The organism is Meinhardsimonia xiamenensis, from assembly GCF_900102905.1.
In the GTDB taxonomy this organism is placed as follows: Bacteria; Pseudomonadota; Alphaproteobacteria; order Rhodobacterales; family Rhodobacteraceae; genus Meinhardsimonia; species Meinhardsimonia xiamenensis.
This window is the reverse complement of sequence record NZ_FNFV01000004.1, coordinates 178,706-200,344: the sequence shown is the minus strand read 5'-3', so window position 1 is coordinate 200,344 and position 21,639 is coordinate 178,706. Positions and strand designations below refer to the sequence as shown.

Below are 21,639 nucleotides of genomic sequence, written 5' to 3'. Positions count from 1 at the left end.
CTATTTTCCAAGCGTGCGCAGAACATCGCGAATGCGCTCGTCCTCGCGTTCGAGAAGGTTTCTGCCCGCCTCATAGGCGTGCTGGACTTCGATCATGCGGGCGATCTCGGTGACCGGCTGAACGTTCGCACCCTCCAGAAACCCCTGGAGAATCACCCCGCCTGCAACTGGTTCGACGCCCCCTTCGGCTGCAAAGCGCGCGCCGGGAAGACGGCTCATCCGCTCCGGCTGCGAAGCGGCATAGAGCCCGACCTGGGCGATCGGCTGGCCGTCCGCCGTCAGCGTACCATCGGTGGCAAGCGCGATGTTGCGCGCGTCAGGCGGCACGAAGATCGGCGCGCCGCCCGCGTCGAGAAGCCGCGCGCCGTCGGGCGCCACCAGTTCGCCTTCGGGACTCGGCGTGAAGCTGCCAGCACGGGTCAGCGCCGGGCCATCGGGCGTCTCCAGCAGGAAGAAGCCCTCTCCCTCGATGGCGAAGTCGAAGCGACCGCCAGTCTGCTGCAAACCGCCTTGCGCCATGTCGAAGACGCGCGCGCGCCCCGCCGCCATGGACAGCGCCCCCCCCGCGTTTCCGCCACGAGCGATGAATTCGGAGAAGATGACCCCTTCGCGCCGGTATCCGGTGGTCGACATGTTGGCGACGTTCTGCGCAATTGCGTCGAACTCGCGCTTCAGGCCCGAAAGGCGGGTCAGGGTGACATAGCCGACATTGGCCATCGCTCAGCCTCCCGCGATCAGCGGCACGAGGCCAGCGGTGAAGAATTCAACCAGCGCTTCGGTCATGAAGCTCATGCTCACCCAAAAGACGGCGAGCATCGCCCCGAGCTTGGGCACGAAGGTCAGCGTCATTTCCTGCACGGAGGTCAGCGCCTGGAACAGGCCGATGACCACGCCTGTCACCAGCGCGACCGAAAGCATCGGGGCGGAAATGACCACCGCGATCCACAGCCCCTGCCGCAGCGTGTCGTAAAGCACGAGTTCAGACATCACACCGGCATCCTCAGGATTTCCTGATACGCCTCGACGACCTTGTCGCGCACGGTCACCGCCGTCTCCACCGCCAGCTCGGTCTGCGCCAGCGCCTCCACGAGTGCCTGCGGGTCGGCTCCGCCGGTCATCGCCGCGCGGGCTGTTTCCTCTCCACGCTGAAGCGTTTCGGCAAAGTCACGCGCCAGCTTGCCAAGAGCCTCTCCCGGCTGCGCTTCGGCGTTGCGTGACGGTGCGGCATGCTGACGGCCTGCCGCATAGGCCAGCGCCGCATAACCCTGACGGATATCCATTGCCTGCCCTCCTACCTGCGCAAGAGCTCGAGGAGACCGGCCGACATTTGCCGCGCCTGGTCGAACATGCGCAGATTCGCTTCATAGCTGCGCTGTGCCTCGCGGGCGTCGGCCAGCTCGATCATCAGATTCACGTTGGAGCCGAAATAACTCCCGTCCGGCCCGGCGAGCGGGTGGCCCGGATCGTGAATTTTCCTCAGTGGACTGCCGTCCAGCCTGACACGTCCTGCCCGCACTAGGGGCAACGCGCCCTTCTCGGTTCCATGGGTCTCGAACGACAGGGTCTTGCGGCGGTAGCCGGGCGTGTCGGCATTGGCCACGTTCTCGCTGACGACCTGCAGTCGCGTCGTTTGCGCGCGCATGCCGCTTGCCGCCTGCCGAAGGCTTTCGAGAAGGCCGCCAAGCATGCCCATGACCTATCTCCCCCGCCCGAGCGCGCTGCGCAGCACACCAAGTGCCGAGCGATAGACCGACAGCGCCAGATCGTGCTGCTGGCGCACCTCGGCGGAGCGCATCATTTCGGTATCAAGCGAGACGCTGTTGCCGTTTGGGGCGGCAGGGCTCGCAACATCGACGCGGATGAGATGCGCGCTCTCTTCCGCACGTTCTCCGTCCATCGCAAAATGCCCTGCCCGGGTCGCCTTCCACGGGTGCGGAGGCTGCTCGGCGAGAACTTCCGAGAAGGGAACGAGGTCGCGTGCCCGGTAACCTGGAGTGTCGGCATTGGCGATGTTCGTTGCAACCACCGCCTGGCGGGCTCCGGCATGGCGGGCCAGGCCGGAGGCCAGCCGGAAAATCTCCAATCCATCGTGCATCGGGGCTTCTCCCACGAGCCGTTTCAACACTGGCTTAACCGCGATTCGTTTAGAAACGGTTGTCGTGCACGCGAGCATGAAGGAGCACAGATGCCGGGGCTTGAGCTTCTGGGTGGCGAGCTGTCGGCCATCCGCCGCGCCTTCAGCGTCGGACGGATCGAGGCGATAGAGGCCGGACTTCTGCGGCTGCGCGGTCTCGAAAAGGAGGCGTGCCTCGGTGATCTCGTGCATATCGGCGCGCCCCCGCCCGAAGGTGCGCTTGGCGAGGTCGTCGCGATCACTCCTGAGAGCGTCACGGTCCTTGCCGCCGGGACGGGCCACCGGGCACTGGCCGTCGGCGAGCGGGTGTTTCTGGTGGGAGCCGCACGGCTTTCGCCCCATGACGGCTGGCTCGGCCGCGTCATCGACCCTCTGGGGCGTCCTCTCGACGGACGAGAGCTGTTGCGCGGCTCCACGGCGCGCGACACGGCAGGCCCACCTCCTCCCGCCGCGCAGCGGCGCACGCTTGGCGCCCGTCTGGAGACGGGCATGAGGGTGTTCAACACCCTGCTGCCAATCGTGAGAGGTCAACGCATCGGCCTGTTTGCCGGCTCGGGCGTCGGCAAGTCGACTCTCCTCGCGCGGCTGGCTGTCGGACTCGCGGCGGATGTCGTGGTCATCGCGCTGGTCGGTGAGCGAAGCCGGGAGCTGCGCGAGTTCACCGACCGCGTTCTTGGCCCGACCGCCATGCGCCGGGCCGTGGTCGTGGCGGCAACCTCCGATCAGCCGCCGATGCTGCGACGCCGCTGCGCCCCAGCCGCGATGACCATTGCGGAATGGTTCCGCGACCAGGGTCGTCAGGTTCTGTTCCTGTGCGATTCAGTGACGCGCCTTGCGGAGGCGCACCGGGAGGTCGCACTGGCCGCGGGCGAGACAGCGAGTCTTGGAGGCTACCCTCCATCCATTGCCCCGCTCATCACCCAACTGTGCGAGCGCGCGGGCCCCGGCGCGGGCGCGAGCGGCGACATCACCGCCGTCTTCAGCGTGCTCGTTCCCGGCTCCGATATGGAGGAGCCGGTTGCAGACATCCTGCGGGGCGTGCTTGACAGCCACGTCGTGCTTGACCGGCAGATCGCCGAGCGGGGCAGGTTCCCGGCGATCGACCTGCTGCGCTCGGTGTCGCGGTCGCTGCCGGAGGCTGCCAGCGCGGAGGAGAACGCGCTCATCAACCGTGCCCGGCGGCTCCTCGGCGCCTATGCCCAATCAGAGCTGATGATACGGGCAGGCCTCCACAGCCCCGGCTCCGATCCGGAGCTTGATGCCGCCATCCGCGCCTGGCCAGCGCTTGATGCCTTCATCGCAGAGCGCGAGCCGCAGGGTATTGCCGAAAGCTTTTCCGCGCTGGCGCGTTGTCTGTCACTGGCTGACGAGGCCGAGGCGACCGATGTGCACCGCGAAGAGATTCGCCGCTGAACTTCCCTTCAGGAGATCAGCCACGGACAAGGCAGCCAAGCCGATCACGCTCGCATGGCGACGGCAGGCACTCCGGCGCTATTTCGTGCCGTACATCCTGTCACCGGCATCGCCGAGGCCGGGCACGATATAGCCTTGCTCGTTGAGCCTCTCGTCCAGCGCGGCGGTGACGATGGGCACATCGGGGTGTTCGGCTTTCATGCACGCCACACCTTCCGGCGCGGCGAGCAGGCACAGGAAGCGGATGTTGTCTGCACCCGCCTCCTTCAGGAGCGAAACCGCCTTTGCCGCCGAATGGCCGGTGGCCAGCATCGGGTCAAGGCAGATCACCAGTCGCTCGCCAAGCTCGGTGGGCACCTTGAAGTAGTACTGCACCGGCTGAAGCGTCTTTTCGTCGCGATAGAGGCCGATGAAGCCCACCCGCGCCGAAGGGATAAGCTCAAGCACCCCGTCGAGAAGCCCGTTGCCCGCGCGCAGGATCGACACCAGCGCCATCTTCTTGCCGGCAAGCACCGGGGCGTCCATCTCCGCCAGCGGCGTCTCGATATGGCGCGTGGTCATGTCGAGCTCGCGCGTCACCTCGTAGGCCAGAAGCTGGCTGATCTCGCGCAGAAGCTGGCGGAACACCGCCGTTGGCGTGGTCTTGTCGCGCATCAGGGTGAGCTTGTGCTGCACCAGCGGGTGGCGGACGATGTTGAGGTGATCCTTCATGGCGCGGCCTCCAGACGTTTGACGATCGCATCGCGGATGGCCTCATCGCAGAAGGCCGCCTGCGCCGCAACGCGATTGATCTCGGCGAAATCCTCCGCCCCCCAGCCGAAAGCCCGCGCGAGGTCATCGTATTCTTGCGTCATGGTGGTGCGGAAGAAGGGCGGATCGTCCGTCGAGACGGTCACTTTCACCCCCGCCTCGCGCAACCGCGCGATGGGGTGATCCTCAAGCCGCGGGTAAAGGCCAAGCGCGACGTTTGAGCCGGGGCAGACCTCGAGCACCACGCCATCGCGCGCGAGCCGCTCCACAAGCCCGGGGTCCTCGATGGCGCGCACGCCGTGGCCGATGCGCTCCACCCGCAAATCGTCAAGCGCGGCGCGCACCGAGTCCGGCCCCTCCCATTCGCCGGCATGGGCCGTGAGCCTCAGCCCCGCCTCGCGGGCGCAGTCGAAGGCCCAGGCGAAGTCGCGGGGCTTGCCCGCCCGCTCGTCCCCGCCGATGCCGAAGCCGGTGATGAAATCGCCCGCCGTCTCGGCCGCGCACAGCGCGGTTTCCTTCGCCTTGTCGGGGCCGAAGTGGCGAATGGGCGTGACGATGCCGCGCATGATGATGCCATGTTCGCGCTCGGCCTGGGCCGCGCCCTCCCCGATGGCGGCGAGATACTCGCGCCAGGCGGCCAGATCGCGCCCGCCGCAGAAATCGGGCGAGAGGAACATCTCCGTGTAGATCACGCCATGACCGGCGCTTTCGGCGAGCACGGCGCGGGTGAGGCGCAGGTAATCCTCGGGCGTCCGCAACACCGAGGTCGCGGCCTCATAGACCTGAAGGAAATGACCGAAGTCGCGAAAGGCGTAAGCGCCGTCCTCGGCAAAGACGCCTTCAAGGCTCACCCCCTTCTCGCTGGCAAGCTGGCGGATGAACTCGGGCGGCGCGCCGCCCTCGATATGGAGGTGCAGCTCGATCTTCGGGAATTCCTGCCATTCGCTCACAGAAAGCTCCTCCCCGGTCCTTGCGCGGCGACGCCCAGATGCGCCGCAACGGAGGTGCCGACATCGACGAAACCGACGAGCCCGGCCGAACCCGTTCCGCGGCCGTGGATCAGCACCGGCACCCGCTCGCGGGTGTGGTCGGTACCACGAAAGGTCGGGTCATTGCCGTGGTCGGCGGTGATGACCAGAAGATCACCGTCGCGCAGACGCTCAAGAAGGCGCGGAAGCTCGGCGTCGAACCATTCGAGCGCGCGCGCATAGCCCGACACGTCGCGGCGGTGGCCGTATTTCGAGTCGAACTCGACGAGATTGGCGAAGGTCAGCGAGCCTTCTTCGGCGCGACCTGCCAGATCGACGATGTGCTCGAAAAGCTCGGCGTCGGTGCCCTTCACCTCGTCGCTGATGCCGCGATGCGAGAAGATGTCGCCGATCTTGCCCACCGCATGCACCGGCCGGCCAGCATCATGCACCCAGTCGCACAGCGTGGGCGAAGGCGCCGGAATGGCGAAGTCGCGGCGGTTCCTCGTGCGCACGAAGCCGTGCTCGGGATCGCCGATGAAGGGGCGGGCGATGACCCGGCCCACGCGCATGGCGTGCAGGGTAGGCGCAAGATCGGCACACAGTTTCAGGAGCCGCTCGAGGCCGAAGGTCTCCTCATGCGCGGCAATCTGAAAGACGCTGTCCACCGATGTGTAGCAGATCGGCCAACCGGTGCGCATGTGCTCGGCTCCGAGTTCCTCAATGATCAGCGTTCCCGAGGCGTGGCGGTTGCCGAGAATGCCTGTCGTTCCTGCGAACCGGCAGACCTCGGCGACGAGTTCGGGCGGAAAGCAGGGCTCGGTGTCGGGAAAGTAGTGCCACTGCCAGGGGACAGGCACGCCGGCAAGCTCCCAGTGGCCCGAGGGCGTATCCTTGCCGGGGCTGACCTCGGTCGCCGCGGCCCAGAATCCCAATGGTTCGGCCTCAAGACCGGGCGTTGCCTCTCCCGAGGCAAGCCGCACCGCGGCGCCGAGGCCGAGACGGTCCATGTTCGGCACACGCAACGGCCCTGAGCGGCCCTCCTCGGCGCGGCCCGCGGCGCAGGCTTGTGCGATATGGGCAAGGGTGTTGGCGCCTTCGTCGCCGAAATCGGCAGCGTCCGGCGCGCCACCGCAGCCAACCGAGTCGAGCACGATCAGGAAAGCGCGCGGCATCAGGCGATCCTTTCATGGACGAGCGGCGGCAGCGCGGGCGGCGTCTCGGCAAGCCCGTATGCGGTGGCCACGGCCTCGGCGGCACGCGCGGCGGCTTCTTCGCTTGCAGCATGGACGCAGGCCAGCGGCTCTCCCTCTGCCCGGTGCTCCCCCAAAAGCGCAAGGTCGGACAGCCCGACAGCAGGGTCGATCTTCTGGCCCGCAACAAGCCGCCCGCCGCCCAGCCGCACCACGGCATTGCCAAGCGCCCGCCCGTCGATGGCAGCGACATAGCCCGCACGCGGCGCAGGCACCTCGCGGACCACCGGGGCTGCGGGAAGCTGCGTGCGCCAATTCTGAAGAAAGTCCGTCGGCCCGCCCAGCGCCGTGACCATCTGGCCAAAGCGCTCGGCCGCGGCGCCGGAGGCGATGGCGTCGGCCGCGCGCGCCGCGCCCTCCTCGGGCGAGGCGACTAGACCGGCAAGCGCAAGAAGCTCGCCCGAAAGCCGCTCGCTCAACTCCCTGAGCCGCCCCTCTGCCCCTTCGGTCAGCACAGCCATGACCTCGGCCACCTCCAAAGCGTTGCCGGTGGCGCGGGCGAGCGGCTGATCCATGTCGGTGATAAGCGCGCGGGTCGGGCAGCCCGCCCCGTTCGCCGCCCTGACCAGCGATTGCGCCAGCGCCCGCGCCTCCTCCATCGTGGCCATGAAGGCGCCCGAGCCCACCTTGACGTCGAGCACCAGCGCCTCGAGCCCCGCGGCGAGCTTCTTCGAGAGGATCGAGGCGGTGATGAGGTCGATGCTCTCGACCGTCGAGGTGATGTCGCGGATCGCGTAGAGCCGCCGGTCGGCCGGGGCGAGCTCGGCGGTGGCGGCGACGATCGCGGCGCCGCAGCGCGCCACGATTTCGCGAAAACGCTCCTCATCCACCTCGGTGGACAGCCCCGGAATCGCCTCGAGCTTGTCGAGCGTGCCCCCGGTGTGGCCAAGCCCCCGCCCCGAGATCATCGGCACATAGGCGCCGCAGGCGGCAAGCGCGGGGGCAAGGATCAGCGACACCGCATCCCCGATCCCGCCGGTGGAGTGCTTGTCGATGGCCGGCCCCGGCAGGCTCCACGCCATGACATGACCGGAGTCGCGCATGGCCAATGTGAGCCCCACCCTTTCAGCCTCGGAGAGGCCCTTGAGGCACACAGCCATGGCAAAGGCTCCGGCCTGCGCGTCGCCGACACTTCCGTCAGCCAGCCCACGGGCAAACCACGCAAGCTCCTCGTCTGACAGGGGCTGACCGGTGCGCAGACGATAGAGGATCGCAGGAGCGTCCATAGGCTCAGTCCTTCGGCAGATGCACCTTGCGGAACGCTCCGGGCAGCAGTTCGCCCACCGTCGCGGTGCGCGTCCGGCCGTGAACCGTCGCCATGATCACCGGAACCTCGGGGCCGGCGAATTCCGCCAGTCGCTGGCGGCAGCCGCCGCAGGGCGGCACCGGCTCGGGTGCGTCGGCGATCACCGCCACCTCGGCAATCTCCCGCTCGCCTGCCGCGACCATGGCCGCGATGGCCCCCGCCTCGGCGCAGGTGCCCTCCGGGTATGCGGCGTTCTCAACATTGCATCCAGCGTAGACCCGCCCTGATGCCGTGCGAATGGCGGCGCCGACCTTGAACTGCGAATAGGGCGCATGGGCGTTGTCACGCACCGCGCGCGCGGCATCGATCAGGGACATCCCTCACCTCTCCGAACCATCATCCCGCCCCAGAGTGGATCGGGTCCCCCGCGTTGGCAAGCGCACGGCGCGCATACCGCGTCTTGATGCGCGCCCGCGGCGATGGTTTAACGTTAAACAACCCTCTTGAAGGAGTCGTGCCGTGGCGAAGACGAAGAAGGCAAGGGAAAAGCGCCAGGAGGCATTCCGCGAAGCGGCGCTGCGCTATCACGCCGAACCGAGGCCCGGAAAGCTCGAGATTCGGGCGACCAAGCCACTCGCCAACGGCCGGGACCTGTCGCTGGCCTACTCGCCGGGGGTCGCGGAGGCCAGCATTGCCATCAAGGCCGACCCCGCCGAGGCCAGCCGCCTCACTGCACGGGGAAATCTCGTGGGCGTGGTCAGCAATGGCTCGGCGGTGCTCGGGCTCGGCAACATCGGGGCACTGGCCTCCAAGCCGGTGATGGAGGGCAAGGCCGTCCTGTTCAAGAAGTTCGCCAACATCGATTGCTTCGACATCGAGCTCAACGAGTCCGACCCCGAGAGACTGGCGGAGATGATCTGCGCGCTCGAGCCGACCTTCGGCGCGATCAACCTCGAGGACATCAAGGCGCCCGACTGCTTCGTTGTCGAGCGAATCTGCCGCGAGCGCATGAACATTCCGGTCTTTCACGATGACCAGCATGGAACGGCGATCGTGGTCGGAGCCGCCGCCACCAACGCTCTTGCCGTCGCCGGCAAGCGTTTCGAGGACATCAAGGTCGTCTCCACCGGCGGTGGGGCGGCGGGGATTGCCTGCCTCAACATGCTGCTGAAGCTCGGGGTGAAGCGTGAGAACATATGGCTCGTCGATCTCCATGGGCTCGTGCACGAGGGCCGCACCGAGGACATGACCCCGCAAAAGGCCGAATTCGCCCAGCCTGGGGGGCCGCGCAGCCTTGCGGAGGTGATCGAGGGCGCCGACTTCTTTCTCGGCCTTTCAGGGCCGGGAGTGCTGACCCGCGACATGGTGGCAAGGATGGCCAGAAGGCCGATCATCTTCGCGCTCGCCAACCCGGTGCCCGAGATCATGCCGGAGGAAGCGCGCAAGGCGGCGCCGGATGCGATCATTGCCACCGGCCGCTCCGACTATCCCAATCAGGTCAACAACGTCCTGTGTTTTCCCTTCATCTTCCGCGGCGCGCTCGATGTCGGCGCCACGGAGATCAACGACGCGATGGAGCTTGCCTGCGTCGAGGCGATCGCGGCGCTTGCGCGCACGACAACTTCGGCCGAGGCCGCGGCCGCCTACCGCGGAGAGACGCTGACCTTCGGCCCCGACTACCTCATCCCCAAGCCCTTTGATCCGCGGCTCATCAGCGCCGTCGCGCCCGCCGTGGCCAAGGCGGCGATGGAGTCGGGCGTGGCCGCGCGTCCGCTGCCCGATCTGGAAGCCTACCGCCGCCAGCTCGAGGGCTCGGTGTTCCGCTCGGCACTGATCATGCGGCCGGTGTTTGAAGCCGCCGCCACCGCGGTTCGGCGCATCGTCTTTGCCGAGGGTGAAGACGAGCGGGTACTGCGCGCGGCAAACGCCATGATCGAGGAGACGACCGACAAGCCGATCCTGATCGGCCGGCCGGAGGTCGTTGAGTCGCGTGCCGAGCGCGCCGGTCTGCCCATTCGGCCCGGGCGCGACTTCGAGCTTGTGAACCCGGAAAATGACCCGCGCTATCGCGACTACTGGACAACCTATCACCAGCTGATGGAACGGCGCGGCGTCACACCCGACATCGCGCGGGCGGTGATGCGCACCAATACCACCGCAATCGCCGCGGTCATGGTGCACCGCGGCGAGGCCGACAGCATGATCTGCGGCACCTTTGGCCAGTATCTCTGGCATCTGCGTTACGTTGCCCAGGTGCTTGCCCGCGACGGGCTGCACCCGGTGGGCGCGCTCAGCCTCATGATCCTCGAGGGAGGCCCCCTGTTCATCGCCGATACCCAGATTCACGACCAGCCCACTCCCGAGCAGATAGCCGAAACTGTCATTGCCACCGCACGCCACATGCGCAGGTTCGGGATGCGGCCGAAGATTGCGCTCTGTTCGCACTCGCAGTTCGGCAACCTCGACATCGACAGCGGGCGGCGGATGCGCGCGGCTCTGGAAATCCTCGACTCCGAGCCCCGCGATTTCGTCTATGAAGGCGAAATGCATGTGGACACCGCGCTTGACCCCGAGCTGCGCGCGCGCCTGTTTCCGCGCTCGCGTATCGAGGGCCGGGCGAATGCGCTGATCTTTGCCTCGGTCGATGCCGCGTCCGGCGTGCGCAACATCCTGAAGTTGCGCGCGGGAGGGCTGGAGGTGGGGCCGATCCTCATGGGCATGGGCAACCGCGCCCATATCGTCACCCCGTCGATCACGCCGCGCGGACTTCTCAACATCGCCGCGCTCGCCGGCACGCCGGTGGCGCATTACGGGTGAGCGCCGGCCCCGGTTCAGCAGCCGGCGTTTTCCACCCGGCCGTCCGGCATGATCGTGTGGCAAAGGCGTGCGCCGTCGAGGGTTGCAGTGCCAAGCTCCGCGCCCTGAAGGGTGGCGCCGGTCAGATCCGCGCCTGAAAACGCCGCGCCGGACAGCCGCGCGCCGCGAAGTGACGCGCCCAGAAGCCGCGCTCCGACCAGGGATGCATCCGACAGATCGGCGCCGTCGAGCGTCGCAGCGCTGAGGTCGGCGCTTGCGAGATTGGCTCCGACAAGGAGGGCGTCGGCCATCTGAGTGGCCACGAGAGTCGCTTCGGCAAGAACCGCATGCGAGAGATCGGCGCCCCGCAGATCGGCGCCGGCAAATAGAGCCCCTGCAAGGTTTGCGCGCGCGAGCACCGCACGGGTCAGCCGTGCGGCGGAAAGATCGACACCGGCGAGGTCACGCCCGGCAAGGTCAATCTGCGCGAAGTCACAACCGATGCACAGCGCACCGGGTTCGAGCCCATCGGCCGAGGCCGCGGCGCCCAAGCCTTCGATTGCCACCGCAAGACAGGCACTCGCCAAAGCCAGCCGTGTCATCTTCACTTTTCTTCCTTCGGCGCCGCGCCCTTTTCCGATGAAGCCCTTTCGAGCTTCGCACACATGCCCGCCGCGCCGCTTTAGCGTCAACAGTGACGGCCGGTCGCAGGGCGCTTGCTTGTCGCATGGGCAACACCGCGTTAACAGGATCGCGATCGGGGGAGGAGCTACTATCATGAGATACGCCGAGGTCTACAAATCCTGGCAGGAGGATCCTGAAGGCTTTTGGATGAAGGCCGCCGAGGCCATCGACTGGGTCCGCCCGCCGTCAAGGGCGCTCTTTGACGAGAAGGCGCCGATCTACGAGTGGTTCTCGGATGCGCTGTGCAACACCTGCTGGAACGCCGTGGACCGCCATGTTGAAGCGGGGCGCGGCGAGCAGCCGGCGATCATCTACGACAGCCCGGTCACCAACACCAAGGCCAGCATCACTTTCGCCGAGCTGAAAGACAGGGTGGCGCGTCTCGCTGGCGCGCTCGCCGCGCGGGGTGTGGAGAAGGGTGACCGCGTGGTCATCTACATGCCGATGGTGCCCGAGGCGGTGATCGCCATGCTCGCCTGCGGGCGGATCGGGGCGATTCACTCCGTCGTCTTCGGCGGCTTCGCCGCCAACGAGCTTGCCGTGCGCATCGATGACGCCACGCCGAAGGCGATCATCGCCGGCTCCTGCGGCATCGAGCCGGGGCGCATCGTGCCTTACAAGCCGCTTCTTGATGGTGCCATCGAGATGGCATCCCACAAGCCCGAGTTCTGCGTCATCCTCCAGCGCGAGCAGCAGCGCGCCGAGCTTGTCGAGGGCCGCGACATCGACTGGCAGGACTTCGTTGCCGATGCCGAGCCGGTGGACTGCGTGCCGGTGGCGGGCAACCACCCCAGCTACATCCTGTACACCTCCGGCACCACCGGCCAGCCCAAGGGCGTGGTGCGCCACACCGCCGGCCAGCTCGTGGCGCTCAACTGGACGATGAAGAACATCTACGGCGTGGAGCCCGGCGAGGTGTTCTGGGCGGCCTCCGACGTGGGCTGGGTGGTGGGCCACAGCTACATCGTCTACGGGCCCCTCATTCACGGCAACACGACGATCGTTTTCGAAGGCAAGCCGGTGGGCACGCCCGATGCCGGCACCTTCTGGCGGGTGATCGACGAGCACAAGGTGCGCTCCTTTTTCACCGCGCCGACTGCCTTTCGCGCCATCAAGCGCGACGACCCCGAAGGCAAGCTCATAGAGAACTACGACATCTCGCATCTGCGGGCGCTGTTTCTCGCAGGCGAGCGCGCCGATCCCGACACCATCCAGTGGGCCGAGCGGGTAATGAAGGTGCCGGTGATCGACCACTGGTGGCAGACCGAGACCGGCTGGGCCATCGCCGCCAACCCCCTCGGCATCGAGCTTCTGCCGATCAAGTACGGCTCTCCCTCCGTGCCGATGCCGGGCTATGACGTGCGCATTCTCGATCAGGAGGGAAAGGAGCTGCCAGCGGGCGAGCTTGGCGCCATCGTCATCCGCCTGCCCCTGCCCCCTGGCACCCTGCCCACACTCTGGAACGCCGAGGAGCGCTTCATCAAGTCCTACCTGTCCCGCTTCCCCGGCTTTTATGAGACGGGCGACGCGGGCTACAAGGACGAGGACGGCTACCTCTTCATCATGGCCCGCACCGATGACGTCATCAACGTCGCCGGCCACCGGCTTTCGACCGGCGCGATGGAAGAGGTGTTGGCGAGCCACCCGGATGTGGCCGAATGCGCGGTCATCGGGGTTGCCGACGAGCTCAAGGGGCAGCTTCCGGTGGGATTTCTGTGCCTGAACGCTGGTTGCAACCGCCCGCATGAGGAAATCGTGGCCGAAGTCGTGAGCCTCGTGCGCGAGCGGATCGGCCCGGTGGCCGCCTTCAAGCAGGCGGTGGTGGTCGAGCGGCTGCCGAAGACGCGCTCGGGCAAGATCCTGCGCGGCACGATGGTGAAGATCGCCAATGGCGAGCCGTTCAAGACACCGGCCACCATCGACGACCCGGCCATTCTCGACGAGATCGCCGAGGCGCTGAAGACGCTCGGATATCCGAAGGGCTGACCGCTCGCCAAACGAGGCTCAGGGCGCCTGCGCACGATCGCGGGCGCCCTTTGTGACGCGCGAATCGCCCCGCCAGTCTGCGCCGTTACGCGCGGTGCGCTAAGGGGCGGTAAACGTCTCGCGGAAAACCTTCACGCGATCGAAAACATTTCTGTCGACGCTTGCAGTCGTCCCGTTGCGGCGACCGTCGAGCGAAATCATGCCCGGGCCCGGCTGCACGTGGCCCGTCTGCGGCACGGCCCCGGCGCGCCGTTGCATACGGAACGCGAAACTCAAGCGGCCGGAGTACCCGCCATGACCTTCATTGACAACGCCACCTCGTCCATGGGCTGGCCCATGAGCCCGACGCGCCACAGGAGCTTTCGGGGCGGTGTCATGTTCCGCCTGTCGCTGTTCAACCTCGGGGCACTCGCCGCGCTCGGCGCGGCCTTCGGCGAGGGCTGGGCGCAGGCCGTCTTCTCCGCCGACACGACGGGGCTGACTTCGGTGATTACCGCACTTTTCGCCGTGGGGCTCCTCTTGAGTTTCCTGCGGGCGCATCGCCTTGGAGCCGAAAACCGCGCCCGCGAGGGCCTGGCGCCTTCCGGAAGCTGGGTGGCCGAACATCGCGCCGCGACACAGGCACGCAGCGCGCCCGCCCGCGCCATAGCCGCAAACGCGCTGCGGGCGCGCGTGGCCGGCAGCCTCCAGCCCATACGCCAGATCGCCGGCAGCCTCGTGCTGCTCGGCCTCATCGGCACCGTGCTCGGCTTCATCATGGCGCTTTCGGGTGTCAGCGCCGGCATGGCCACCGATGCGGGGCAGGTTGGCGAGATGGTCACCCGGCTCATCGAGGGCATGTCGGTTGCGCTCTACACCACGCTCGAGGGCTCGGTGCTGAGCCTGTGGCTGACCGTGAACCACCAGATCCTGTCGTCCGCGGCTTCGGCGCTGGTGCTCGCTCTTGTCGAGGAGGGGGAGGCCCATGCTCGAGACTGACGGGTTTGACGAGAGCGAAGGCACCGTCTTCCGCGATCTGATCATGCTGACGCTGGCGGGCTTCGTGACCATGGTGATCCTGATGATACCGCATCTCAACCCGCCTGCCGCCGAGGGCGAGACGCCTGCTGCGGGCAATGTGGTGGTGGAGGCGCGCTGGGCCGACGGGCTGCCGGCTGATGTGGACCTCTGGGTGCAGGGGCCGGGCGACCAGCCGGTGGGGTATTCGCGCAAGTCGGGGCGGGTCTTCGACCTCTTGCGCGACGATCTCGGCATCGAGCGTGACGAGACCGAGCTCAATTACGAGTTCGCCTTTTCCCGGGGGGCGCCCGCTGGCGAGTATACGGTGAACCTGCATCTCTTCAACGCGCGCCGCTCGCCGTTGCCGCTCGCGGTGACGGTGACGATTTCCCTCCGCCACCCCGAAAGCGCCCGCGTCACGCGGATCACCAGCCGCAAGGTGGTGCTTCGCCGCGAGAACGAAGAGATCACGGTGGCGCGCTTCCGCCTGGACGCGCGCGGAAGGCTGGAACCCGGCAGCCTGCACGATCTGCCCAAACCGCTGCGCACGGCGGGCTGAGGGAGAGACCCGATGAGCCTTTCGATCCTGTTCTTCGCCTTCCTCGCCATCGCCCTGCCGATCCTGGCCCTTGCAGGTGTTGCGGGCGCAACCGCTTCGCGCCCCTGGCGGGCCGCCGCGCTCGGGCTCGCAGCGACGGGGCTTGCCGCCGGCTACATCGCCGGAGCCGAATTGATGGGGCGCCCGAAGCCGGTGCGGCTCGAGCTGATCGAGGCGGGAAGCGAGGAGGCGCGGCTCATTGCCTCGCATTACATGGAAGGCAAGGCGATCTGGCTCTGGCTGCTGCTGCCGGGCGAGGAAGCCCCGCGCGCCTATGCGCTGCCATGGTCACGGGAGGTGGCGCAGGCGCTGCGCCGCGCCGAGGCCGAGGCGGAGGAAAACGGCACAGGGGTGCGCATGCGTCGCCCGTTCCAGAGCGAGCGGGATGACAGCGCGCCCATGTTTCACGCCCCGCCGCGCCCACCGATGCCGGAAAAGAGCACTGGCTAGGCTGCCCGGGGCTACACGAACTGCTCGCGGATCAGCCGCTCCTCGAGCCCGTGGCCGGGGTCAAAAAGGAGCCGATGGCGGATCGTGTCCTTGCTCTGGATCTCCACCCACAGCACGCGGCGCACCGAGCGGCTGTCGGCATCGGCCATCACCGGGCGCTTCTCGGGCTCGAGCACGTCGAAGCGCACATGCGCCGATTTCGGCAAGAGCGCGCCGCGCCAGCGGCGCGGGCGGAAGGCGGCAATCGCCGTTAGCGCCAGCACATCCGAGCCGATCGGCAGTATCGGCCCGTGGGCGGAATAGTTGTAGGCGGTCGAGCCCGCCGGCGTGGCGACAAGGGCGCCATCGCACATCAGCTCCTCCATCCGCACCCGCCCGTCGATGGAGATGCGCAGCTTGGCCGCCTGCGGACCCGCGCGCAGAAGCGAGACCTCGTTGATCGCGAGCGCCCGGTGCTCGCCCCCCTCGGGGTCAACCGCCAGCATCTCGAGCGGGTTGATCACCGTCTCCTCGGCCGCCGCGAGCCGCTCGATGAGATTGTCCTCGGAATAGGCGTTCATCAGGAAGCCCACGGTGCCTCGGTTCATGCCATAGACCGGCGTCTCGAGGTCCATGGTGCGATGCAGCGTGTGCAGCATGAACCCGTCGCCGCCGAGAGCCACGATCACATCGGCCTCTTCCACCGGCACGTCGCCGTAGCGTGCGGCAAGCACGCGCCGCGCCTCCTGCGCAAGCGCAATGTCACTGGCAAGAAAGGCTATTCTCGGCGGCTTTGGCATGCAGGCTCCCCGGCGCATCGCCAACACGATTGCCGCGCGCAAGACGAAACACAAGCCTTTCGCATGGCGGGCGGGAATGTCGCGCCAATCGCCGCAGATGCCGCGCCGGGCCTTTTGCGCCCGCCCCCCTTGCGCTATGGAGCCGCGAGCCTCGACAATTGCGGAGACTGCGCCACATGAACGTCACCCACCGCGACAGCGGCTTCTTCACCGAACCGCTCGAGAGCCGCGACCCCGAGCTTTACGCCGCCATCATGGGTGAGCTCGGCCGTCAGCGAAACGAGATCGAACTCATCGCCTCGGAAAACATCGTCTCCCGCGCGGTGCTCGAAGCGCAGGGCTCGGTGCTCACCAACAAATACGCCGAGGGCTATCCGGGCCGGCGCTACTACAGCGGGTGCGAATGGGTGGACGTGGCCGAGGAGCTGGCCATCGAACGCGCCAAACGGCTCTTCGGCTGCGCCTTCGCCAATGTCCAGCCGCATTCGGGAAGCCAGGCCAATCAGGGCGTGTACACGGCGCTTCTGAAGCCGGGCGACACCATTCTTGGCATGAGCCTTGATGCCGGCGGGCATCTCACCCACGGCGCGCGGCCCAACCAGTCGGGCAAGTGGTTCAACGCCGTGCAATATGGCGTGCGCCGGCAGGACATGCGGCTTGACTACGATCAGGTCGCCGCACTCGCACACGAGCACAAGCCGAAGCTCATCATCGCCGGCGGCTCGGCCATTCCACGCCAGATCGACTTTGCCCGCATGCGCGCCATCGCCGACGAGGTGGGGGCGTATCTTCTCGTGGACATGGCCCATTTCGCCGGGCTCGTGGCGGCGGGCGTGCATCCCTCACCCTTCCCCCACGCGCATGTCGCCACCACCACCACCCACAAGACACTGCGCGGGCCCCGCGGCGGCATGATCCTGACCAATGACGAGGAGATCGCGAAGAAGGTCAATTCGGCGATCTTCCCCGGCATCCAGGGCGGCCCGCTCATGCATGTGATCGCCGCCAAGGCCGTGGCCTTCGGCGAGGCGCTTCGGCCCGAGTTCAAGGCCTATGCGCGGCAGGTCATCGCCAATGCCCAGGCGCTCGGCGATCAGCTCGTCAAGGGCGGGCTCGAGCTGGTGACAGGCGGCACCGACACGCATGTGCTTCTGGTCGATCTGCGGCCGAAGGGCGTGAAGGGCAACACCACCGAAAAGGCCCTTGGTCGCGCGCACATCACCTGCAACAAGAACGGCATTCCCTTCGACACCGAGAAGCCGACCGTGACGTCGGGCATCCGCCTCGGCTCGCCGGCCGGCACCACGCGCGGCTTCGGCGAGGCCGAATTCCGCCAGATCGGCGACTGGATCGTCGAGGTCATCGACGGGCTGGCCGCGAACGGCCCCGAGGGCAATGCCGATGTCGAGGCGGCGGTGAAGGCGAAGGTTGCCGAACTCTGCGCACAGTTCCCGATCTATCCGGGGATGTGAGGGGCGCGGTCCACCGCCACTGACGGGGCACTTGAAAGGACGCCCGAGCGCCCGGTCTGACGGCCGGGCGCTCGCCGTTTCGACAACCGCCCTCACCCCCCTTCGTGGAAGAAGCCGTAGATCGTCTCGGCAAGCGCGTCCGATATCCCGTCAACCGCCTTGAGGTCGGCAAGGCCCGCCCGGCTGACCGCCTTGGCACTGCCGAAATGCGCCAATAGCGCCCGCTTGCGCGCAGGCCCCACGCCGGGAATTTCGTCAAGCGGTGTCGCGCCCACGGCCTTGGCGCGCTTTGCCCGGTGCGCGCCGATGGCGAAGCGATGCGCCTCGTCCCTGAGCCGCTGCACGAAATAGAGCACCGGATCACCGCGCTTGAGTGCGAAGGGCGGCTTGCCGGGGCGGTGGAATTCCTCCTTGCCGGCGTCCCGGTCAATCCCCTTGGCAACCCCGATCACCGGCACATCCCCCACCCCCAGATCCTCGAGAATGCCCACCACGGCGCTCACCTGCCCCGCGCCGCCGTCGATCAGCAGAAGGTCGGGCCAGCCCGCGCCCTGCCGCTCCGGGTCCTCCTTCAGAAGCCGCTTGAAGCGCCGGGTCAGCACCTCGCGCATCATGCCGAAGTCGTCGCCGGGGGTCAGCTCCTCGCCGCGGATGTTGAACTTGCGGTACTGCCCCTTCTCGAAACCCTCCGGCCCGGCCACGATCATCGCGCCCACGGCATTCGCGCCCTGAATGTGCGAGTTGTCGTAAACCTCGATCCGCCGCGGTGGCGCATCGAGCCCGAAGGCCTCCGCCAGCCCCTCCAGAAGCCGGGCCTGGGTGGCCGACTCCGACATCTTGCGCGCAAGGCTCTCACGCGCGTTGCGCAGGGCGTTCGCGACAAGCTCGGCCTTCTCACCCCGCTGCGGCACGAAGATGCGCACGCGCCGGCCCGCGCGCTCGGAGAGAACCTCCTCCAGAAGCTCGCGGTCTTCCACGTCATGGGAAAGGATGAGTTGCGCCGGCGGTGTCTTGTTGTCGTAGAACTGGCCGAGGAAGCCGCGCATCACCTCCTCCGGCCCCGCACCGGAGCCGGTGCGCGGGTAGAAGTCGCGGTTGCCCCAGCTCTGGTTCGCGCGGATGAAGAAGACCTGCACACAGGCCTGCCCGCCCTCCATGTGCAGCGCGATCACATCCGCCTCGGACACCCCGCGCGGGTTGATGCCTTGCACCGCCTGCACCTCGGTGAGCGCGCGGATGCGGTCACGCAGCGCCGCGGCGCGCTCGAACTCCAGCGCCTCGGAGGCCGCCTGCATCTCGGCCGCCAGCTCCTCCTGAACCTTCGTCGAGCGCCCCTGGAGGAAGCGTTCCGCATCGGCGACCAGCGCCGCGTAGTCCTCTTCCGAGATCCGCCCCACGCAGGGCGCGCTGCAGCGCTTGATCTGGTAGAGAAGACAGGGCCGCGTGCGGCTCTCGAACACCGAGTCCGAGCAGTTGCGCAGCAGGAACGCCTTCTGCAGCTGATTGAGCGTGCGGTTCACCGCGCCCGCCGAGGCGAAGGGGCCGTAATAGCTGCCCTTCTCCCTGCGCGCGCCGCGGTGCTTGCGGATCTGCGGGAACGGATGATCCTTCGCCACCAATATGTGGGGGAACGACTTGTCGTCGCGCAGAAGCACGTTGTAGCGCGGCTTGAGCTGCTTGATGAGGTTCTGCTCCAGAAGCAGCGCCTCGGTCTCGGTGCGTGTGGTCAGGAACATCATCGAGGCGGTTTCGCGGATCATGCGCTGTATCCGCGGCGAATGCCCCGAAAGCTTCGCATAATTCGAGACACGCTTCTTCAGATTGCGCGCCTTTCCCACGTAAAGAACCGCGCCCTTCGCATCGAGCATGCGGTAGACGCCGGGCGAGCCGTCAAGCTGGCGCAGGTAGCCTCGGATCACTTCCACACCAGCGCGGACCGGGCCTGCCTGCTGCTCCTGCCGGGGAGTTTCCTCGTCCATTTGCTCGATCATCTGATTCCGTATCTCGCTGCAATATCTGGGGCGCGGAAGGCAAGAGGAAAGCTTTCCACGATTCCTGTGGACAACTCTGGTGAAAACTCTGCGCCGGCGCCGGATTTTCGTTGAATCCCCCGCCTTCGCTCGGTTTGCCTAAATTTTAGGCAAATCCGCAAGGTATTGATTTCATGATACAAAAAAACTGACGCCTTACAAAACCATGAAAAACAAGGAGAATTGTGACGGCCCTGTAACGCGCCGGCGAGCCGGTGCACAAATGCCGCCTGCCATCCCTGGGCCGCGCAACGTTGCGCCCTATTCGGGGCCGAGGATATCGGGCGTCTGCCACGCCAGATGCTGGCCGCCATCGACGCACAGAAGCTGCCCAGTGACCGCCGGCGCATCGAGGAAATAGCCGAGCGCCGCCGTAACATCATCGGGGCTAGCACCGCGCTGCAGAATCGTCGCCGCGCGCTGGCGGGCGAAGTGCTCCTCGCTCTGACGGTGACCGCGCAGGGTCGGCCCGGGTCCGATGGCATTGACCCGCACCCGGGGCGCCAGCGCCTGAGCGGCAGTGCGGGTGAAGGCCCAGAGCCCCATCTTGGCCACCGTGTAGGACATGAACTCGGGCGTCAGCCGCCGCACGCGCTGATCGATCATGTTGACCACGAGCGCCCGCGCCACCGGCTCACCCATCGGGTCGATTTCCGGCTCCGGCGCCTGCCCGGCAAAGCGCTGGGTCAGCAGGACCGGCGCGCGCAGGTTCGACTCGATGTGCCGGTCCCAGCTCTCGCGGGTCATGGTAGTGATGTTGTCGTATTCGAAGATCGAGGCATTGTTCACAAGCACGCCGAGCGGCCCGCCGAGCGCTTCCGCGGCCTGAGGCACCAGCGCCTCCGTCTCCTCCTCCCGCAGCAGATCGGCAGGCAGCGCCACCGCCCGCCGCCCCATCTTGCGGATCGCTGCGGCGACTTCCTCCGCGGCTTCGCGTGAGCTTGCGTAATGCACCGCGACGTCAAAGCCGCGCCCGGCAAGGTAAAGCGCCATCGCCCGGCCAAGTCGCCTTCCTGCCCCGGTCACCAGTGCACGCCGATCCGACATCGTCACCCGCCAACTGCTCCGTTCCGAAGATAGCAACCCCGCGCCGCCTGCAAAGTCCTCAGGATCTGCCGCAATCGCATGGCCCCTTGCCGATGCGATAGCGCCCGCACCTGTCGCATTTGCGCGAGGCGATGCGCCCCACGCCGGGCACCCGCAGCTTGCCGAAAATCGCCAGCACGGCGATGAAGACAAGGAAAAGCGAAACGGCCTTGATCAGCATGTCAGAGACCGAGGCGCGCGTAGGCCGCGCGCTCCTCTGCAAGGGAAAGCGCGGCCTCCGCCGCCTGCGCGCCGAGCCGGCCCAGAAACGGCCGCCGCGGGCCGTAGCGCAGGAAACGGGTCTTGTCGCCCAAGATCTCCTTCATCTTCGGCACCAGATGCCCCAGCCCGTCGGCAAGCCCGAGATCGACCGCCGCGCGCCCCGTCCACACCTCGCCTTCGAAGAGGCGCGGATCGTCGGAAAGGCGGCTTCCCCGGCGGCTCTTCACCTGCTCGATGAAGGCCGCGTGGATGGAATCCTGCAGCTCGCGAAGCCGGGCCACATCCTCCGGTTTCTCCGGCAGGAAGGGATCAAGCCGCGCCTTCGACTTGCCGGCGGTGTAGAGCCGCCGCTCGATCCCGTGCCGGGTGATGAAATCGTGAAAGCCGAAGCCGGCCGAGATCACCCCGATCGAGCCGACGATTGAGCTTTCATCCACCCAGATCTCGTCAGCCGCGCAGGCAAGCCAGTATCCACCGGAGGCGGCGACGTCCTCGACAAAGGCGTAGACCTTCACCCCGCGCTCCCCGGCGAGCCGGCGGATGCGCGCAGCGATGAGCGCGCTCTGCACGGGCGAGCCGCCCGGCGAGTTGAGCTCAAGCGCCACGGCGTCAGGCTTGCCACGGCGGAAGGCGCGCTCGATGACCGGAGCGAGCGCCTGATCGTTGAGGGCGCCGACACGGTTGCCGGCGGCGATCAGCCCCGAGAGACGGATGACCGCGACCAGCGGCGGCGATTTGACGAAGGGGATCCAGCGACGCATGGGCACCGATGT

The 21,639-nt window shown here is 67.3% G+C and carries 23 protein-coding genes; 7 read left to right on the top strand and 16 right to left on the bottom strand.

What is annotated here, in order from left to right:
• Genes BLQ14_RS10035 through BLQ14_RS10015 form a run of 5 tightly spaced genes read right to left on the bottom strand, consistent with a single transcriptional unit; the run spans position 1 to position 2,125 of the window.
• The gene (locus tag BLQ14_RS10035) at positions 1-717 is read right to left on the bottom strand and encodes a flagellar hook-basal body complex protein (RefSeq protein ID WP_092500425.1); all 717 of its coding nucleotides are present in this window, start codon (positions 715-717) and stop codon (positions 1-3) included.
• A 3-nt stretch (positions 718-720) separates the two neighbouring features.
• A complete protein-coding gene (locus BLQ14_RS10030; protein WP_092500424.1) occupies positions 721-987 on the bottom strand; it encodes a flagellar biosynthetic protein FliQ in 267 nt (88 codons plus the stop codon).
• Positions 987-1,280, bottom strand: a complete 294-nt coding sequence (gene fliE / locus BLQ14_RS10025; protein WP_092500423.1) for a flagellar hook-basal body complex protein FliE — start codon at positions 1,278-1,280, stop codon at positions 987-989. The genes BLQ14_RS10030 and fliE overlap by 1 nt, the downstream gene beginning before the upstream one ends.
• Positions 1,281-1,291: 11 nt before the next feature.
• Positions 1,292-1,693, bottom strand: a complete 402-nt coding sequence (flgC, locus tag BLQ14_RS10020) for a flagellar basal body rod protein FlgC (protein WP_245657065.1) — start codon at positions 1,691-1,693, stop codon at positions 1,292-1,294.
• A gap of 3 nt (positions 1,694-1,696) precedes the next feature.
• A complete protein-coding gene (locus BLQ14_RS10015) occupies positions 1,697-2,125 on the bottom strand; it encodes a FlgB family protein (RefSeq protein ID WP_245657082.1) in 429 nt (142 codons plus the stop codon).
• Between the two features lie 60 nt (positions 2,126-2,185).
• Here BLQ14_RS10015 and BLQ14_RS10010 point away from each other — a divergent pair, with 60 nt between their 5' ends.
• The gene (locus BLQ14_RS10010) at positions 2,186-3,547 is read left to right on the top strand and encodes a FliI/YscN family ATPase (protein ID WP_092500421.1); all 1,362 of its coding nucleotides are present in this window, start codon (positions 2,186-2,188) and stop codon (positions 3,545-3,547) included.
• Positions 3,548-3,625: 78 nt separating this feature from the next.
• Here the strand turns inward: BLQ14_RS10010 and upp are convergent, their stop codons facing one another.
• Genes upp through BLQ14_RS09985 form a run of 5 tightly spaced genes read right to left on the bottom strand, consistent with a single transcriptional unit; the run spans position 3,626 to position 8,141 of the window.
• Positions 3,626-4,258, bottom strand: coding sequence for a uracil phosphoribosyltransferase (gene upp / locus BLQ14_RS10005; RefSeq protein WP_092500420.1), 633 nt, complete (start codon positions 4,256-4,258; stop codon positions 3,626-3,628).
• On the bottom strand, positions 4,255-5,247 hold the full coding sequence (locus BLQ14_RS10000; RefSeq protein WP_092500419.1) for an adenosine deaminase: 993 nt from the start codon (positions 5,245-5,247) through the stop codon (positions 4,255-4,257). The genes upp and BLQ14_RS10000 overlap by 4 nt, the downstream gene beginning before the upstream one ends.
• Positions 5,244-6,440 carry a phosphopentomutase gene (locus tag BLQ14_RS09995; protein WP_092500418.1) on the bottom strand — a complete coding sequence of 399 codons (1,197 nt, stop codon included), beginning with the start codon at positions 6,438-6,440 and terminating at the stop codon, positions 5,244-5,246. The genes BLQ14_RS10000 and BLQ14_RS09995 overlap by 4 nt, the downstream gene beginning before the upstream one ends.
• A complete protein-coding gene (locus BLQ14_RS09990; RefSeq protein WP_092500417.1) occupies positions 6,440-7,744 on the bottom strand; it encodes a thymidine phosphorylase in 1,305 nt (434 codons plus the stop codon). The genes BLQ14_RS09995 and BLQ14_RS09990 overlap by 1 nt, the downstream gene beginning before the upstream one ends.
• Positions 7,745-7,748: 4 nt before the next feature.
• Positions 7,749-8,141 carry a cytidine deaminase gene (locus tag BLQ14_RS09985; protein WP_092500416.1) on the bottom strand — a complete coding sequence of 131 codons (393 nt, stop codon included), beginning with the start codon at positions 8,139-8,141 and terminating at the stop codon, positions 7,749-7,751.
• A gap of 142 nt (positions 8,142-8,283) precedes the next feature.
• Between BLQ14_RS09985 and BLQ14_RS09980 the strand changes: the two genes are divergently transcribed.
• Complete coding sequence (locus BLQ14_RS09980; protein ID WP_092500415.1) at positions 8,284-10,581, top strand: NADP-dependent malic enzyme; 2,298 nt, start codon at positions 8,284-8,286, stop codon at positions 10,579-10,581.
• A 14-nt stretch (positions 10,582-10,595) separates the two neighbouring features.
• Here BLQ14_RS09980 and BLQ14_RS09975 read toward each other — a convergent pair whose 3' ends face one another.
• Positions 10,596-11,162, bottom strand: a complete 567-nt coding sequence (locus BLQ14_RS09975) for a pentapeptide repeat-containing protein (protein WP_092500414.1) — start codon at positions 11,160-11,162, stop codon at positions 10,596-10,598.
• A 175-nt stretch (positions 11,163-11,337) separates the two neighbouring features.
• Here BLQ14_RS09975 and BLQ14_RS09970 point away from each other — a divergent pair, with 175 nt between their 5' ends.
• The 4 genes from BLQ14_RS09970 (at position 11,338) to BLQ14_RS09955 (ending at position 15,277) form a co-directional block, all read left to right on the top strand.
• The gene (locus tag BLQ14_RS09970; RefSeq protein WP_092500413.1) at positions 11,338-13,230 is read left to right on the top strand and encodes a propionyl-CoA synthetase; all 1,893 of its coding nucleotides are present in this window, start codon (positions 11,338-11,340) and stop codon (positions 13,228-13,230) included.
• Between the two features lie 294 nt (positions 13,231-13,524).
• Complete coding sequence (locus BLQ14_RS09965; protein WP_211295359.1) at positions 13,525-14,208, top strand: MotA/TolQ/ExbB proton channel family protein; 684 nt, start codon at positions 13,525-13,527, stop codon at positions 14,206-14,208.
• Positions 14,195-14,788, top strand: a complete 594-nt coding sequence (locus BLQ14_RS09960) for a hypothetical protein (protein ID WP_092500411.1) — start codon at positions 14,195-14,197, stop codon at positions 14,786-14,788. Before BLQ14_RS09965 ends, BLQ14_RS09960 begins: the two co-directional genes overlap by 14 nt.
• 12 nt (positions 14,789-14,800) lie before the next feature.
• Positions 14,801-15,277 carry a hypothetical protein gene (locus tag BLQ14_RS09955; RefSeq protein WP_092500410.1) on the top strand — a complete coding sequence of 159 codons (477 nt, stop codon included), beginning with the start codon at positions 14,801-14,803 and terminating at the stop codon, positions 15,275-15,277.
• 11 nt (positions 15,278-15,288) lie between these two features.
• Here the strand turns inward: BLQ14_RS09955 and BLQ14_RS09950 are convergent, their stop codons facing one another.
• The gene (locus tag BLQ14_RS09950; protein ID WP_092500409.1) at positions 15,289-16,056 is read right to left on the bottom strand and encodes an NAD kinase; all 768 of its coding nucleotides are present in this window, start codon (positions 16,054-16,056) and stop codon (positions 15,289-15,291) included.
• A 176-nt stretch (positions 16,057-16,232) separates the two neighbouring features.
• Here BLQ14_RS09950 and glyA point away from each other — a divergent pair, with 176 nt between their 5' ends.
• The gene (gene glyA, locus BLQ14_RS09945; RefSeq protein ID WP_092500408.1) at positions 16,233-17,528 is read left to right on the top strand and encodes a serine hydroxymethyltransferase; all 1,296 of its coding nucleotides are present in this window, start codon (positions 16,233-16,235) and stop codon (positions 17,526-17,528) included.
• Positions 17,529-17,620: 92 nt separating this feature from the next.
• On the opposite strand, the gene uvrC is transcribed toward glyA, so the two are convergent.
• From uvrC to BLQ14_RS09930, 4 genes are all read right to left on the bottom strand, one after another.
• Positions 17,621-19,507: an excinuclease ABC subunit UvrC gene (gene uvrC, locus BLQ14_RS09940; protein ID WP_092500605.1), complete on the bottom strand. Its 1,887-nt coding sequence runs from the start codon at positions 19,505-19,507 to the stop codon at positions 17,621-17,623.
• A gap of 312 nt (positions 19,508-19,819) precedes the next feature.
• Positions 19,820-20,605, bottom strand: a complete 786-nt coding sequence (locus BLQ14_RS09935) for an SDR family oxidoreductase (RefSeq protein ID WP_092500407.1) — start codon at positions 20,603-20,605, stop codon at positions 19,820-19,822.
• 58 nt (positions 20,606-20,663) lie between these two features.
• Positions 20,664-20,825: a hypothetical protein gene (locus tag BLQ14_RS15420; RefSeq protein ID WP_170068447.1), complete on the bottom strand. Its 162-nt coding sequence runs from the start codon at positions 20,823-20,825 to the stop codon at positions 20,664-20,666.
• A 1-nt stretch (position 20,826) separates the two neighbouring features.
• Positions 20,827-21,627 (bottom strand): S49 family peptidase, encoded by an 801-nt coding sequence (locus BLQ14_RS09930; protein ID WP_092500406.1) that lies wholly within the window; start codon positions 21,625-21,627, stop codon positions 20,827-20,829.
• Positions 21,628-21,639 lie beyond the last annotated feature (12 nt).

Excerpts from the sequence above, each read along its gene's own strand:
- BLQ14_RS10035 (WP_092500425.1), bottom strand. The coding sequence starts at position 717 with ATGGCCAATGTCGGCTATGTCACCCTGACCCGCCTTTCGGGCCTGAAG.
- BLQ14_RS10030 (WP_092500424.1), bottom strand. The coding sequence starts at position 987 with ATGTCTGAACTCGTGCTTTACGACACGCTGCGGCAGGGGCTGTGGATC.
- BLQ14_RS09960 (WP_092500411.1), top strand. The coding sequence starts at position 14,195 with ATGCTCGAGACTGACGGGTTTGACGAGAGCGAAGGCACCGTCTTCCGC.
- BLQ14_RS09985 (WP_092500416.1), bottom strand. The coding sequence starts at position 8,141 with ATGTCCCTGATCGATGCCGCGCGCGCGGTGCGTGACAACGCCCATGCG.
- flgC (WP_245657065.1), bottom strand. The coding sequence starts at position 1,693 with ATGGGCATGCTTGGCGGCCTTCTCGAAAGCCTTCGGCAGGCGGCAAGC.
- BLQ14_RS09930 (WP_092500406.1), bottom strand. The coding sequence starts at position 21,627 with ATGCGTCGCTGGATCCCCTTCGTCAAATCGCCGCCGCTGGTCGCGGTC.
- BLQ14_RS09955 (WP_092500410.1), top strand. The coding sequence starts at position 14,801 with ATGAGCCTTTCGATCCTGTTCTTCGCCTTCCTCGCCATCGCCCTGCCG.
- BLQ14_RS09975 (WP_092500414.1), bottom strand. The coding sequence starts at position 11,162 with ATGACACGGCTGGCTTTGGCGAGTGCCTGTCTTGCGGTGGCAATCGAA.
- BLQ14_RS10010 (WP_092500421.1), top strand. The coding sequence starts at position 2,186 with ATGCCGGGGCTTGAGCTTCTGGGTGGCGAGCTGTCGGCCATCCGCCGC.
- BLQ14_RS09950 (WP_092500409.1), bottom strand. The coding sequence starts at position 16,056 with ATGCCAAAGCCGCCGAGAATAGCCTTTCTTGCCAGTGACATTGCGCTT.
- BLQ14_RS09935 (WP_092500407.1), bottom strand. The coding sequence starts at position 20,605 with ATGTCGGATCGGCGTGCACTGGTGACCGGGGCAGGAAGGCGACTTGGC.
- glyA (WP_092500408.1), top strand. The coding sequence starts at position 16,233 with ATGAACGTCACCCACCGCGACAGCGGCTTCTTCACCGAACCGCTCGAG.
- BLQ14_RS15420 (WP_170068447.1), bottom strand. The coding sequence starts at position 20,825 with ATGCTGATCAAGGCCGTTTCGCTTTTCCTTGTCTTCATCGCCGTGCTG.
- fliE (WP_092500423.1), bottom strand. The coding sequence starts at position 1,280 with ATGGATATCCGTCAGGGTTATGCGGCGCTGGCCTATGCGGCAGGCCGT.
- BLQ14_RS09970 (WP_092500413.1), top strand. The coding sequence starts at position 11,338 with ATGAGATACGCCGAGGTCTACAAATCCTGGCAGGAGGATCCTGAAGGC.
- BLQ14_RS09990 (WP_092500417.1), bottom strand. The coding sequence starts at position 7,744 with ATGGACGCTCCTGCGATCCTCTATCGTCTGCGCACCGGTCAGCCCCTG.
- upp (WP_092500420.1), bottom strand. The coding sequence starts at position 4,258 with ATGAAGGATCACCTCAACATCGTCCGCCACCCGCTGGTGCAGCACAAG.
- uvrC (WP_092500605.1), bottom strand. The coding sequence starts at position 19,507 with ATGGACGAGGAAACTCCCCGGCAGGAGCAGCAGGCAGGCCCGGTCCGC.
- BLQ14_RS09995 (WP_092500418.1), bottom strand. The coding sequence starts at position 6,440 with ATGCCGCGCGCTTTCCTGATCGTGCTCGACTCGGTTGGCTGCGGTGGC.
- BLQ14_RS09965 (WP_211295359.1), top strand. The coding sequence starts at position 13,525 with ATGACCTTCATTGACAACGCCACCTCGTCCATGGGCTGGCCCATGAGC.